Source organism: Zunongwangia sp. L-65, assembly GCF_056859415.1.
The window spans coordinates 156,757-170,709 of the sequence record NZ_JBSXOK010000064.1; the positions used below are offsets into that span (position 1 = coordinate 156,757).

The 13,953-nt window shown below is 35.2% G+C and carries 13 protein-coding genes; 8 read left to right on the forward strand and 5 right to left on the reverse strand.

What is annotated here, in order from left to right; genetic code table 11:
• The first annotated feature begins 865 nt into the window (after window positions 1-865).
• From hisF to AC13DP_RS12245, 3 genes are read left to right on the forward strand one after another with little or no spacing between them, the layout of a single operon-like run.
• Window positions 866-1,621 carry an imidazole glycerol phosphate synthase subunit HisF gene (gene hisF, locus AC13DP_RS12235; protein WP_347407567.1) on the forward strand — a complete coding sequence of 252 codons (756 nt, stop codon included), beginning with the start codon at window positions 866-868 and terminating at the stop codon, window positions 1,619-1,621.
• A gap of 10 nt (window positions 1,622-1,631) precedes the next feature.
• Window positions 1,632-2,249, forward strand: a complete 618-nt coding sequence (gene hisIE, locus AC13DP_RS12240; protein WP_347407566.1) for a bifunctional phosphoribosyl-AMP cyclohydrolase/phosphoribosyl-ATP diphosphatase HisIE — start codon at window positions 1,632-1,634, stop codon at window positions 2,247-2,249.
• A complete protein-coding gene (locus AC13DP_RS12245) occupies window positions 2,250-2,894 on the forward strand; it encodes a thiamine diphosphokinase (RefSeq protein ID WP_013071430.1) in 645 nt (214 codons plus the stop codon). It begins immediately after the preceding gene.
• An 85-nt stretch (window positions 2,895-2,979) separates the two neighbouring features.
• Here AC13DP_RS12245 and AC13DP_RS12250 read toward each other — a convergent pair whose 3' ends face one another.
• Both AC13DP_RS12250 and AC13DP_RS12255 read right to left on the reverse strand, forming a co-directional pair.
• Window positions 2,980-3,834, reverse strand: a complete 855-nt coding sequence (locus AC13DP_RS12250; RefSeq protein ID WP_013071431.1) for a pirin family protein — start codon at window positions 3,832-3,834, stop codon at window positions 2,980-2,982.
• A gap of 81 nt (window positions 3,835-3,915) precedes the next feature.
• Window positions 3,916-4,656 carry an NYN domain-containing protein gene (locus tag AC13DP_RS12255; protein WP_013071432.1) on the reverse strand — a complete coding sequence of 247 codons (741 nt, stop codon included), beginning with the start codon at window positions 4,654-4,656 and terminating at the stop codon, window positions 3,916-3,918.
• A 372-nt stretch (window positions 4,657-5,028) separates the two neighbouring features.
• Between AC13DP_RS12255 and AC13DP_RS12260 the strand changes: the two genes are divergently transcribed.
• On the forward strand, window positions 5,029-5,436 hold the full coding sequence (locus AC13DP_RS12260) for a tautomerase family protein (RefSeq protein WP_347407565.1): 408 nt from the start codon (window positions 5,029-5,031) through the stop codon (window positions 5,434-5,436).
• 98 nt (window positions 5,437-5,534) lie between these two features.
• Here AC13DP_RS12260 and AC13DP_RS12265 read toward each other — a convergent pair whose 3' ends face one another.
• Window positions 5,535-6,422, reverse strand: a complete 888-nt coding sequence (locus AC13DP_RS12265; protein ID WP_041578818.1) for a cation diffusion facilitator family transporter — start codon at window positions 6,420-6,422, stop codon at window positions 5,535-5,537.
• Window positions 6,423-6,806: 384 nt separating this feature from the next.
• Complete coding sequence (locus AC13DP_RS12270) at window positions 6,807-7,679, reverse strand: DUF1853 family protein (protein WP_347407564.1); 873 nt, start codon at window positions 7,677-7,679, stop codon at window positions 6,807-6,809.
• A 172-nt stretch (window positions 7,680-7,851) separates the two neighbouring features.
• Here AC13DP_RS12270 and truA point away from each other — a divergent pair, with 172 nt between their 5' ends.
• Window positions 7,852-8,640 (forward strand): tRNA pseudouridine(38-40) synthase TruA, encoded by a 789-nt coding sequence (gene truA, locus AC13DP_RS12275; protein WP_272958869.1) that lies wholly within the window; start codon window positions 7,852-7,854, stop codon window positions 8,638-8,640.
• Between the two features lie 2 nt (window positions 8,641-8,642).
• On the opposite strand, the gene recQ is transcribed toward truA, so the two are convergent.
• The gene (gene recQ / locus AC13DP_RS12280; RefSeq protein WP_347407563.1) at window positions 8,643-10,751 is read right to left on the reverse strand and encodes a DNA helicase RecQ; all 2,109 of its coding nucleotides are present in this window, start codon (window positions 10,749-10,751) and stop codon (window positions 8,643-8,645) included.
• Window positions 10,752-10,850: 99 nt separating this feature from the next.
• Between recQ and corA the strand changes: the two genes are divergently transcribed.
• Genes corA through AC13DP_RS12295 form a run of 3 tightly spaced genes read left to right on the forward strand, consistent with a single transcriptional unit; the run spans window position 10,851 to window position 13,320 of the window.
• Window positions 10,851-11,939 (forward strand): magnesium/cobalt transporter CorA, encoded by a 1,089-nt coding sequence (corA, locus tag AC13DP_RS12285; protein ID WP_347407562.1) that lies wholly within the window; start codon window positions 10,851-10,853, stop codon window positions 11,937-11,939.
• A gap of 31 nt (window positions 11,940-11,970) precedes the next feature.
• On the forward strand, window positions 11,971-13,146 hold the full coding sequence (locus AC13DP_RS12290) for a lactonase family protein (RefSeq protein ID WP_347407561.1): 1,176 nt from the start codon (window positions 11,971-11,973) through the stop codon (window positions 13,144-13,146).
• Window positions 13,147-13,155: 9 nt separating this feature from the next.
• A complete protein-coding gene (locus AC13DP_RS12295; protein WP_013071440.1) occupies window positions 13,156-13,320 on the forward strand; it encodes a hypothetical protein in 165 nt (54 codons plus the stop codon).
• The last annotated feature ends 633 nt before the right edge of the window (window positions 13,321-13,953 follow it).

Sequence of the window (13,953 nt, forward strand, 5' to 3'; positions counted from 1 at the left end):
GTGTATACTGAAAACAGATTTCTCGACACAACAACTTTTAAACCTTGAACCTTTGAACTTTTGAACCTTAAACTTTGAATGCTATTATCATTTCAACAATCCCGAAGTTATAGCGATAGAGCTTTTTTGAATGTAGTAGTTAGTATTGAGAACTTAGTAATTAGAGAATAGGAAATAGACTTAAAGAACCAGGGATTAGGAAGTAGGCAATCAATTTTAAATGTTAAATTTTGAATTGCTTTAAACTTGTAAATCGTGAAGTGTATACTGAAAACAGATTTCTCGACACAACAACTTTTGAACTTTGAACTTTTGAGCCTTGAACTTTTGAACCTTGAACTTTGAATGCTATTATTATTTCAACAATCCCGAAGTTATAGCGATAGAGCTTTCTTGAATGTAGTAGTTAGTATTGAGAACTTAGTAATTAGAGAATAGAAAATAGACTTAAAGAACCAGGGATTAGGAAGTAGGCAATCAATTTTAAATATTGAATTTTGAATTGTTGCAACTGTCAACTTCTCTTTTTAATCTTTTTAAGCGGATGGCTTTTTCTGTTGACTGTAAACTTTAAGCCGTATAGGTAATAATCGATAGTAAAGTAATTTTATTAGTTGCTTGATGATGGGCAGTCCCTCTAAAGTTGTTATTTTTGTTGATATATCCGGTTGTATGGTAAAAACAAATATAAATTAAGCCTAAAATTCCGCCTTTAAAATTATTATGGAAGTTGGTTGATTTGATGTGATGATATGACGAATGAATTTATGAATCAGGAACTAGGATTAATTTTGATTTGAAAACGTTTCACCTTCAGGATTAAGGGGATAAGCTATACCGTACACTGTAAACTTAAAACAAAAGAATGCTAACAAAAAGAATTATTCCCTGTCTGGATATTAAAAACGGAAGAACCGTTAAGGGCGTTAATTTTGTAGACTTAAGAGATGCCGGCGATCCGGTAGAATTGGCTTCGAAATATGCAGAAACCGGAGCAGACGAACTGGTTTTTCTTGATATTTCAGCTACAGAAGAACGTCGTAAAACTTTGGCAAACCTTGTATTACGAGTAGCAGAAAAGGTAAATATACCTTTTACGGTAGGCGGTGGAATTTCTTCTATAGAAGATGTAGATATTTTACTTAAAAACGGTGCCGATAAGGTTTCAGTAAACTCCTCGGCAGTAAAAAATCCAGATTTAATTAACGAACTTTCCCAGAAGTTTGGCGCGCAATGTATCACTGTGGCGATTGATGCCAAGCAAATAAACGGGCAGTGGATTGTTCATCTGGTTGGTGGTAAAGTGCCCACAGAACTTGATTTATTTGAATGGGCCAAAGAAGTGGAACAGCGTGGCGCAGGAGAGATTTTGTTTACATCAATGAATAATGATGGTACTAAAGATGGTTTTGCTAATATTGCACTAAAGAAATTATCTGAAGATCTAAATATCCCAGTTATCGCTTCGGGTGGTGCAGGGAATATTCAGCATTTTGTAGATACATTTAAAGAAGGAAAAGCCGATGCAGCTTTGGCAGCAAGCGTTTTTCATTTTAAAGAAATAGAAATTCCGGAACTTAAAAAAGAACTTAAAAAACAAGGAATTCCGGTAAGAATATAAAATTGAAAAGATGAATATTGATTTTGATAAAAATAACGATGGATTAGTACCCGCCATCATTCAGGATGCAACTACCAAGAAAGTCCTGATGTTGGGATATATGAATGAAGAAGCTTATCTAAAAACCAATGAGACTAAAAAAGTTACTTTTTTTAGTCGTACCAAGAACCGATTATGGACAAAGGGTGAAGAAAGCGGAAACTTTTTACATCTTGTCTCTATAAAAAATGATTGTGATAATGATACGCTTTTAGTAATGGTAAATCCACAGGGACCTACCTGTCATAAAGGAACCGGCACCTGTTGGGGAGAAGAAAACAAGGCTTCATTCGGATTTTTATCAGAATTAGAAGGAATTATCACCCAGCGTAAAAAAATGAGTGAAGTAGAACCTGAATTACGCGAAGATAAAAACTCATATGTAGTGTCACTTTTTGATAAGGGTATTAATAAAATCGCTCAAAAAGTAGGGGAGGAAGCTGTTGAGGTAGTAATTGAAGCGAAAGACGATGATGAAAATCTTTTTCTTAATGAAAGTGCAGATCTACTTTTTCACTACCTAATTCTTTTAAGAGCCAAAGGCTACGAATTAAAGGATATTGCCAAAGTTTTAGAGGAAAGACACTAAATGAAGCTTTACCGGGAAACGCATAGGTTTGAACCCCAGGTTGTTTTATTTATTAACGGTCAATTTCCTAAAACCATGCCTTTGCTGGATGGTTTTAAGAAAATTTATTGTACCGATGGTGCGTATGCTAAACTTTTAGAACATGGAATTCAGCCCGATTTGGTTTCAGGTGATTTTGATTCTTTAGCACTTTCTGAAATCAATGCCGAAACTAAAATTGTAGAAACGCCAGATCAAAACGCCACCGATTTTGAGAAAATTTTAAAGATTATTATCGAAGAAGGCTTCAAAAGTGTCGCTGTTTATGGATGTAGTGGTTTAGAACAGGATCATTTTTTAGGGAATCTGAATTCGATGCTGAAACATAAAAATGAAATCGAGATTCGCTGTTTCGATGATTTCGGTTTCTATTTTTTTGCTGAAAACAGTATGGAAATTACCGGTTTTAAGGATGAAATTATTTCACTCTTTCCATTCCCAGAGGCAAAAAGTGTTTTTTCCAAAGGAGTAAAATATCCATTAGATGACGAAGATTTAAGTATTACGACCAGAATTGGAACCCGAAATACTATTACCGGGAATACTGCTCACATTCGCTTTAAAAGCGGAAACTTATTAGTATTTGTGCAATCTACAAACCTCTAGGAATTTTTATTTTTTTATTTCAGGACGGGACAATAATAAAAGAAAAGCCGCTTTTTAAAAAGCGGCTTTTATCATTAAAATTTTATTACTCTGTCCATCTTCCCATTTTACCTGCCTGGAAATCCTGGTAAGCTTCTTCAATTTCCTGCATACTGTTCATTACAAAAGGACCGCGAGCGACTACAGGTTCTTCAAAAGGTGTCGCGAAACCGAATAAAAGAATACTCTCTTCTTTGGCTGAAATTTGAAGTTTTGGATCGTCATTTTGGAATTCAACCAAATGTCTTTCTGTAATAGCGCTTCCATTTACTTCCAGGTTTCCTTTAATTACATAAAAGAAAATATTCTGGGAAACAGGAATTTCAAGTTCTAAATTTGAATTCGCTTCAAAAAATAAAGTAGAAAGATTAATATCGGTAAAAGTTTCAAAAGCACCTTTTGTACCAAGAAATTCTCCGGAAACGACCTGAGCGCTAACTTTTTTATCTTCTGAAAAAGCCACGGGAATATCTTCTTTCTGTAAACCTATATATTTAGGAGTCTCCATTTTATGTTTGGCTGGAAGATTTACCCAAAGCTGAAGGATTTCGAGATCTCCGCCCTTCTTTTTAAATTCTTCCGAAGAAACCTCTGCATGAATTAGTCCGCTTCCTGCAGTCATCCATTGCACACCACCACTTTCTATTACGCTTTTATGTCCGCCAGAATCTTTATGCGCGATATCGCCATCCAGAATAAACGTAACGGTTTCCATACCTCGATGAGGATGAGGCCCAAATGGGAGTCCGTTATTATTTTCAGGATATACCTGTGGACCGTGGTGATTTAGAAAGATAAAAGGATCAATCATTTGCAAGCTTGCCGTAGGTATTGGTGAATAAGTGATCAAATCACCAATTGGTCGCCATTCTGCCTGATGTATTTTCTTAATGCTTCGCATACTATTTTTGCTCTAAATTAGAAAAAGCTCTGGATTTTTAAGCAATTTCGATTTTCAAATTAGCTAACATAAAAGTTAGCGCTACTCCTTATTACGAACAAAAATAAGTTTGAATTTGCTGTTATTGTTGTTTTCGCGGGATTCTATTTCAAACTGGTCTATAGAAGCAATCATAGGAGTAAGTTTTTGATAACCGTAGTTACGTGAATCAAAATTAGGTTGCTTTTTTTGCAATAAACTTCCTACATCACCCATAAATGCCCATCCGTCATCATCAGCAACATCTGAAATGGTATTAGCGATAAAATTGATTACTCTAGGAGTTAAACGATCTACGCTTTGTTTTTTATTGGGTTTGCCTTTAACTACTTCAGGCTGCTCTTCTTTGTCTTTGGTTTTTAGAATTTCAAGATAGATAAACCGGTCACAGGCAACAATAAATGGATCGGGTGTTTTCTTTTCACCAATGCCTATAACCCTTTTCCCGGCTTCTCTTAATCGCGTTGCCAATCTGGTAAAATCACTATCACTGCTTACCAGGCAAAAACCATCTACTTTATTAGAATATAGAATATCCATGGCATCGATAATCATAGCAGAATCTGTAGCATTTTTACCTTGCGTGTAACCGTATTGTTGAATTGGGCTAATAGCATTTTCTAGTAATACAGACTTCCATTTAGAAAGATGGGGATTGGTCCAGTCACCATAAATTCTTTTAATGGTAGGATTGCCGTGTTTGGCGATTTCTTCCATCATTTCTTTTACGTATGCTGAAGGTATATTGTCCCCGTCAATAAGGACAGCTAAATTATGATCCATGAAATAAATTTTAGGTAAAGATAAAGTTTTAAAAGAAAGGTAAATTTGATTTCAATATTACATGGATAATTTTAGAAACTTTTAACGGTAGGAGGTCTTAACATGGCAAGTTGAGTTATTGGGTAATCCTATACTTGCGATTAATTACTCAGTTTACGGTTTCTGAAATTACAGTTTTTCAATTAAATACATTGTTTGAAGAACCCATGATATTGCCGGTTTTATCAATTCAATTAAAGCTGAATTAAAAGTGTTTAACAAAAAATTACCTGTACATATTAAGTGTTTTGTTTTAATTCCTATTATTTTGCGTAGGTTATTTGGTTAAAATAGAAAATAGGCTTCAATATAGTAATTTAATACATAGTTAAAATGCCACTCATAAGAATAGACTTGACTGAAGGAAGATCAGACAAAGAGATTAAAAATATTATGGATACAGTTCAGGATTGTTCTGTTGAGGCTTTTAGTGTTCCGATCAGGGATCGATACCAAATAGTTACTGAGCATAAACCAGGAAGGATGATTTTGCTTGATACGGGTTTAGGTTTTGAACGTAGTGAAGAAGCTATCGTAATTCAGGTATTTACAAGTCCCAGGGCTACGATCAATAAAAATAAATTCTATAAATTATTATCGCAAAAATTACAAGAAAATTGCAATTTAGATCCTAAAGATCTCTTGATTTCAGTTATGACCAATACAGATGTAGATTGGAGTTTTGGCTTTGGAGAAACCCAATATTTGTCTGGAGAGTTACCCAAAGATGACAAATCCTAATTGAAAATAGTTTAAATTATACTGTTCTATTATCAAATAGCTTTTTTTGAAGCATAATTTATGTACTGGAAAGTTGTAAAAAATTCCTACAAAAGATTTTAAAGGATTAGATTTGGATCCAGCGGTTCTACGTGAATCAATACATCTGCAATTTCAGGCAAGTCATGTAGCATTTGATCTTTCACCTGATGTGCTATATCATGGCCTTCTTTTACTGTTTTTGCTCCGTCTACGTTAATATGAAGGTCGACATGAAAGGTCATTCCTGTTTTACGTACAAAACATTTTTCAGTATCTAAAACTCCTTTTACACTATATGCCGATTTGCGAATGTCTTCTATAAGGTCGTCATACATATGTTCATCCATAATCTCACCCAGGGCGGGTCTTAATATAAGATAGGCATTGAATAAAATAAATCCTGAAGCTAGCAAGGCTGCCCAATCGTCAGCACTTTCATAACCATCCCCCATAACTAAAGCGATGGAAATACCAACAAAAGCGGTAAAAGAAGTAATAGCATCGCTGCGATGATGCCAGGCATCTGCTTTTAAAGAAGAGCTATTGGTCTCATCACTTTTTTTAGAAACAAATCGGTAGAAAAACTCTTTAATACCAATAATAATTACCAGGACGATTAAAGTATAAGGCTCTGGAATCTGATGGGGAGTGCGTATATTTTCAATACTTTCGTAAGCGATTACTGTGGCCGAAACGATCAAAAACCCAACAACGGCAAAAGTGATAAGCGGTTCTACACGGCCATGACCGTAGGGATGATTTTCATCTGCTGGTTTTGCAGCATATCGAAGTCCCACAAGTACTAGGAATGAAGAAAAAACATCTGCGGTAGATTCTATGGCATCAGCGATTAACGCATAAGAATTACCAAAAAAACCAGCCAGAAATTTTCCTAAAGCAAGAAAACCATTACCGGCTATACTTAAATATGATGTTTTTATGGCCTCTTTTACTTTTTCGCGCATTTCTGAAAAATAGGATGGCAAAGTTACAAGCTAGCGGAAAAATTAATACGCTTTTTTTGATTTTTTTTCAGTGAGGAAGGGATTGCTAGTAATTGGAAAATGTATTCATTTAAAAATGAAATAATACAACTTTCTAACTTGAACTTTTAACTGCCAGTGGCTGAGTGCTTACGACAAAAAATAAATTTAACGAAGCTAGACTGAAGTTACAATCTATAGAAGAGACTCTAGGTGCTAGAATCAAAAAACAGTAAACGTAGAGCAAGAAGTTAAAATGAATTGATTCAAAAATTGATTTCCCCTTTTCATCGAACCGTAAAATCTTAAATCTTGAACTTTCAAACTTTCAAACTTTCAACTTTCAAACTTTGAACACACAACTCTCTACCACCACACAATAAAAAACTTTTCATATTGTTCACCTGATTTCATCCACACCAGCGGAGATCTTTGTTGCTGGATAAAGGATTCGATTTGTGGAAATATTTTGCAATACGAAAACCAAAGCTCATTTTTGGAGGGATCTACCGGCCAAAACTGTTTGCTGGGACTATAAAATTGAGCCTGATCAAATTGTTTTGCCGTAAACTCTTCAAAATGAATCCAGAATCCAACAATGCAATCATTATTTATTGATACGAAGTTTTTGTTTTTTAAATTTCTGGGAATAAATAAGCTGGCTTTATAACAAACCTGCTGTTCTATCGATGTTGTAGAAATATGATAACCATTTAAAATTTGCTGAGTAGCTTTTTTTTGAAGTAGGGGGAGTTGTTTAGTTTTAAGCCTATTTACTTTTTCAAGTAATGAATCTTTGCGATTAGGGCCAATCCATCTGGCCAATTCTTCTTTAAAACCAGGGTCATAAACATAGAATTTGTATACCAGTTCTATATGAATAAGTTGTCTGGTATTTTTTTCTTCCACAATAAAATCCAGTTCCCCCAGGGTTTGCTTATTTGCAATCACCTGTAGGTTGCTAATTTTTAAGTCATAATGCTCTGAATGCCGAATTTGGTACTCAAAAAACCGTTCTACCCGCTTACCCAGCACAAAAATATGCTCCAGATTTTCCTGAAGCAAGATCTCGTTTTTAATAATTGTGATCTTAGCCGGCAGCTCAAAAGCCTCCAAATCGAATAGATTTTTTGACCACCATAAATTTGGCGTATTTAGGAATCCGGTTATTTCGTCTAATATTGTAATAGTACTACGGTTTTTAGCTGAATTCTTAGAAAAGTTGAATACAGAAGACATAAAAAGTCCATGTTTCCCTAAAAATAGGAATAATTTAGTAAAGCTTGTGCGTAGCTGTAATCATACGCTTTAAATACTTTCCAGCCTGCAAAATAAGAGAATTGCTCGTTGTTTTAAAATCAATTCTTAGGCTAATCTGGGAAACTCTGCTATTTTTGGGCAAAATCAAAAAATGCAGAGAGTACGTTATTACTATCTTATAAAAGTTCAATATTTAGGTTATCGCTTACATGGTTGGCAAAAGCAGCCTAACTTTAAAACGGTTGAGGGATTGATTACCAAAACCTTGCGCTATGTGATGCCAGAGGCAAGGTATAAAGTTTTGGGTTGTAGCCGTACTGATGCCATGGTTTCTTCCAACGGATCTGCATTCGAACTTTTTGTAGATGAGCAGCCTTTAGAGAATCTTGAGGATTTCTTAGCGCTTTTTAATCTGAATTTACCACAGGATATACGGGTTACCGATATTGAAGAGGTGGGGGCAAATTTCAATATCATTCAGCATTCCAAAATTAAAGAATACGCCTATTTATTTTCTTTTGGAAGTAAAAACCATCCGTTTTGTGCGCCGTTTATGGCAAATTTTCAGTTCGATTTGGATATTGATAAGATGAAAAAAGGGGCACAGCTCTTTAACGGTACCCATAATTTCAGGAATTATTGCGTTCGTGTTTCAGAAAAAAGCACATTTGAACGTGAAATTTTAAAAGCTGAAATTGTAGAAAATAAACTGTATACCGCAAATTTCTTTCCGAAGAAATCATATATTTTTCATGTACATGGGAAAGGCTTTTTACGCCATCAGGTACGTTTAATGATGGGTGCAATGATTCAGCTAGGGCGTGGTGAATTTTCGTTAGGGGATATCGAGCAGAGCCTTAAAGAAGGGAATGAGCATCTGCAAATGGATTACAGTGCTCCCGCAAGCGGATTAATACTTAACGATATCCATTTTGACTAAGATTACTGTTCATTTTCGATAATTTTAAGTGCGATTTTTATGGCGTTGTACGGAATCGCTTCTTCAAAATGCTCGAAATAAGACTTTAATTTATCAGGATCACCAAGTGTTTTTTTAGCTTTCCTAACTGCTTCAAGATCGGCTTTTCCAATAAATTGATTTAAATCTATAGACTCCCCTTCATCATAGAGTTTTAGCAGGTGCGACATAATCGTTATTTCAGAAAGTTCCCGCTCTTTGGCAATTTCTTCGGGTGTTTTGCCTTTAGCATACATTTCGCCCGTAATTTTATAAGTTTTTCCTTTTTTCTGCTTTTTGCGGGTTCTTTTTTGCTTTGAAAATGCAATGATCTCTTTGATAAAGCGATAACCATATTCTTCCATTTTCTTTCGTCCCACTCCGTTAATCAGCATAAAATCATCATCGGTCATGGGGCGTGCGCGCTCCATCTCTTTTAGTGTAGCATCATTAAAAATAAGATAAGCCGGTATTTCTTCTTCCCTTGCGATATCAAGCCTAAGTTGCCTTAATTTTTCGAAAAGTGAATTTTCAACAGCAACCTTTTCTGAAGCGTTATTTTCGGCTGCTGCTTGCAATTTACGGTCGGGAACTTTAGCTAAATGTACCTTTTTTCCTTCAAAAAGTACGTCTTTAGCGTGTTTGGTTAATTTCAAGGCATTTCCCTGATGAAAAGCAATTTCAGCATATCCTAAATTAATAAGCTGTAGGATATATTGCTGCCAGTTATTCCAAGAGATATCCTTACCAATACCATAGGTTTTTAGACGGTTATAATTTTTGGACAGTGTTTGTTCATTCTGGCTACCGCGTAAAACATCTACGACGGTAGTGATGGGCTCTTTTCCTTTTAAGCGGTAGATGCAGGATAAGGCTTTTTGGGAGGCAACAGTACCATCGAAAAACTGAGGCGGATTTTTACAAATATCACAATTGCCACAATTCTCTTGTTTAATTTCACCAAAATAACTTAGTAAAATTTTTCGGCGGCAGGTAAGCGCCTCCGCATACTGTTTCATGCGGTCTAACTTGGCTACCTGAATGTCTTTATTTTTCGTGTTTTCGGCAAAACGTTGTAATTGTACCACATCAGCATAACTATGAAATAGTAAGGTGTCTGAGGGCAGCCCATCACGCCCGGCACGGCCAATTTCCTGATAATAGCCCTCCAGGTTTTTTGGCATATTGTAATGAATAACCCAACGAATATTCGATTTATCAATACCCATCCCAAAGGCCACGGTTGCACAAATAATTTCGGTCTTATCGTTGATGAAATCGTCCTGTATGCTTTCCCGTTCTTCATGTTTTAGACCTGCATGATAGGCTTTTGCATCTAAACCTTTTTGCTGAAGTTTTTCGGCGAGTTCTTCAGTGTTTTTTCGGCTAAGGCAATAAATGATTCCACTTTCGCTAGGTCTGCTTTTTATGAATTTTATAATCTGTTCGAATCGTTTGATGCCCTGACGAACTTCGAGACTTAAATTTTTACGGTCGAAAGAAGAAATATGTTTTTTGGCATCAGGGATATTTAATTGCTGGCAAATATCGTGTCTGGTGGCTTTATCGGCCGTGGCGGTTAATGCTATTATGGGAGTATTAGAAAACCTTTTTTTTAAATACCCAAGTTGTGTATAGGCCGGTCTAAAATCGTGCCCCCAGCTAGAAATACAGTGAGCTTCGTCGATGGCTATTAAACTTATATTTTCTTCGGTTAAAAATCGATCTAAGATCTGTAAACTCTCAGGAGCCACATACAGTAATTTCAGTTCGTTTTTATCGATTTTCTGAAAAATACTTTCCTGATCTGCTACCTGCTGACTACTATTTAAAAATTCGGCTTTAATGCCATTAGCTTTTAATCCGTCTACCTGGTCTTTCATTAAAGCGATGAGCGGAGAGATAACAATCGTTAGTTTGGGCAAAAGGATTGCCGGTAATTGATAGCATATAGATTTACCGCCACCGGTTGGCATAATTACAAGATTGTCTTTCCCGTCGAAAATAGACTGGATAATCTTTTCCTGTAAAGGTCTAAAACTATCGTAACCAAAATATTCTTTAAGTGTATTAAGCAACTGTTGTTTCTCCATATTGCAAAGTTAAAAAAGAAAGCAGTCTGTAAAAGCTGAAAATGAAATTAAGCAAGGGTATTAAATGATTATTATTACATTTAACCTTAAAAACTTTTTATGGCTAAAACCAAAAGAAAACGACTTTCCCTGCGACGTCCTAAGTCTAGCAAGGCGCTTAACCAAATCCCGGGAACCGTTACCTATATTGGTAATAAGGAGTCTACAGAAACTTTATTAGATGTTATCGATTATAACGCCGAACATTATGAGCGTTTTAAATCTAAAAATCCCCAGGATGCTTTAGAGTTTGAAGATGAATCCAAAGTTACCTGGATTAATATCGACGGGCTTAATAATACCGAAGAAATCGAAAAGCTTGGTAAATATTTTGATCTTCACCCGCTAATTTTGGAAGATATAGCCAATACTAACCAGCGGCCCAAAATCGACGAATATCAGGATTATTTTTTCATCGTTGCCAAAATGCTGTATTATAATGGCGACGGTACGTTACAAATAGAACATATAAGTTTGGTTGTTGGCGATGATTATATATTAACCTTTCAGGAAGCCGGCGGCGATGTTTTTGACGGGGTAAGGGAGCGAATTGAACATAAAAAAGGCCGAATCAGAAACCGAAAGGCAGATTATCTGATGTTTGCCTTATTGGATGCAATCATCGATAATTATTTTGTCGTAGTAGAGGAAATTAGCGAAAAGATTGAAGGTTTCGAAGATCAGATTTTCCTAAACGATCAGGACGAAAATCTGGTGAGAGAAATACAGGAATTAAAGCGCGCGATTGTAAGAATAAGACGTGCTGTTTTTCCGTTACGCGAAGTCTTAGGAAGGTTAGAAAAACTTAACCACCCCATAATCGAAGAAATTACCGGTAATTATTTAAGGGACCTTGTAGATCATATCATTCAGATCTCTGAAAATATCGATATCTATCGAGAGATGATATGGAGTTTAATGGATATGTATATGACGACAATAAGCAATAAGATGAATGAAGTAATGAAGGTTTTAACCATTATGGCTTCAATTTTTATCCCTCTTACTTTTATAGCGGGTATCTATGGAATGAATTTCGAATACATTCCAGAATTACAATGGAAATACAGCTATTTTGTGCTTTGGGGAGTGATGATTATCGTTTTCTTTGTCATGCTATATTATTTTAAACGTAAAAAATGGCTATAAGCCAAAATCTATAATCTAAATCAAACATAAAATGATCAATCGAAAATTGGCTGTAGCAATTGTAATTGCTGGTCTTTCGTTTACTAGTTGTAAAAATGAAAAGGATGAAAACGCTGAGGGGGATGCTTCAGAAAATACGGAAAATATGCCAAATATGAATACCGCGTTTATAGGAACCTACACGAAGAAAGAAGGCCATGTTGATGGAAAAGCTGATGGAATTTTAACGATACAGCAGAATCCTGAAACCGGGAAAATTCGTTTAGGAAGAACAGTAGCAGAAGTGATTAATCCCTCATTTGTAAAACTTACCAGTGATGGTAAATATTTATATGCGGTAAGTGAATTAGGTGATAAAGATGCAGCATCTGGATTTATTCATAGTTTTCAGGTTAAAGAGAATAATAGTTTGGTAGAAGTAGACAAGGTATCTACAGAGGCTTTTGCTCCCTGTCATATCGAAATTGATAAGACGAATAAATTTGCTTTCGTATCTAATTACATGGGTGGAGTAGTCGTGATGTACCGCATACAACAGGATGGAAGTTTAGAAAAACACCAACAACTTGATATGCCAAATCCAAAGGAGTCGCATACCCATTCGGTTTCAATTTCTGCAGATAATAAACACGTTTATATTTGCGATCTGGGGGCAGATAAAATTTGGATTTATAATTTTGATGCTAAAGGAAAAACACTTGAGAAAAACCAGCAGGAATCGGTTTCTTTACCTGAAGGTTCCGGTCCAAGACATTTTACATTTAGTAAAGATCAGAAATTTGCATATAGTATTAATGAACTGAACAGTACGATAAGCATTTTTAAAGTAGAAGAAAATGGGGGACTAAATTTACAAAATTCCGTTTCCAGTATTCCTGAAGATTTTACAGAAAATAATAGTGGCGCTGATATTCATATTTCTCCTTCAGGAGATTATTTATATGCTTCCAACCGGGGTCACAATAGTATTGCAATTTTCAAAATAGATAAGAAAAGTGGTGGGTTGGAAAACAAAGGCTATGCCAGTACCAATGGTAAAACACCACGTAATTTTGCAATTTCCGAAGACGGCAGATATTTATATGCGGCAAACCAGGATTCAGGAAATATACAAGCTTATAAAGTAAATTCAGCAACCGGAGAGTTGGATGCTATTGGAAAACCCACCGCTGTACCCACCCCGGTATGTATTGAATTTTTAAAATAGTCCCTTACAATGAATAAAATTAGAATTGTTGGAGTTATTTTTTTAATTGTAGGACTGGTGCTTACCTTTTTTTTACGACATACTGAAGTCTATTTTTTCGCAGGAATTTTAATGGGAATAGGTTTGCTTTGGGCGATCACCGGTAAAACTAAGCGCACTAAAACAAGAGATTAAAATAAAACCGGCCAATTGCCGGTTTTTTGTTCAATTTAGTCAAGTAATAAAGCATGATATCTCATCATCCAACCCCAACCCGGTATGAGATCCGTATACATAGATCTTCTAAAAAGCTTTTTTATTAAAAAATGGTATGGTATTGGCAATAAAATTTTTAAAATGGAGTTATTTTAAAATTACTTTTATGCTGGATTTTTATAAAACTCATTGAAAAAATTAGGTTGATTTTATGGTCGCGATTAACCAAACCTTATAATTTCCAACTTAAAGCGACACAGAAAAAGCCTTAGCTAACCACTAAGGCTTTTTTGTTTTCCTTTCTATTTAATGCGATTTTTAATTTTATGTATTTAATAATTTAGAAATGAATTATTATTAATTTGTTAATATTGGATAGGTTATAAAATATAATTCATAAATTTATATTTGTCGTAAATAATTGATATGAAAAAGAGGGGGCAATTCTGAAATGATAGTCACACCCCCTTTTTAATTTTACCAAGAAAGAATTAGCCTAGGATGGAGTTGTAAGGAACTGCATCCTTTCTTTTTTATAACCCTATACCTAACTTTTTAATGGATATTACTTATCCGGATTATCATCCTCATAGTTAATAAAGATCCTCAAAA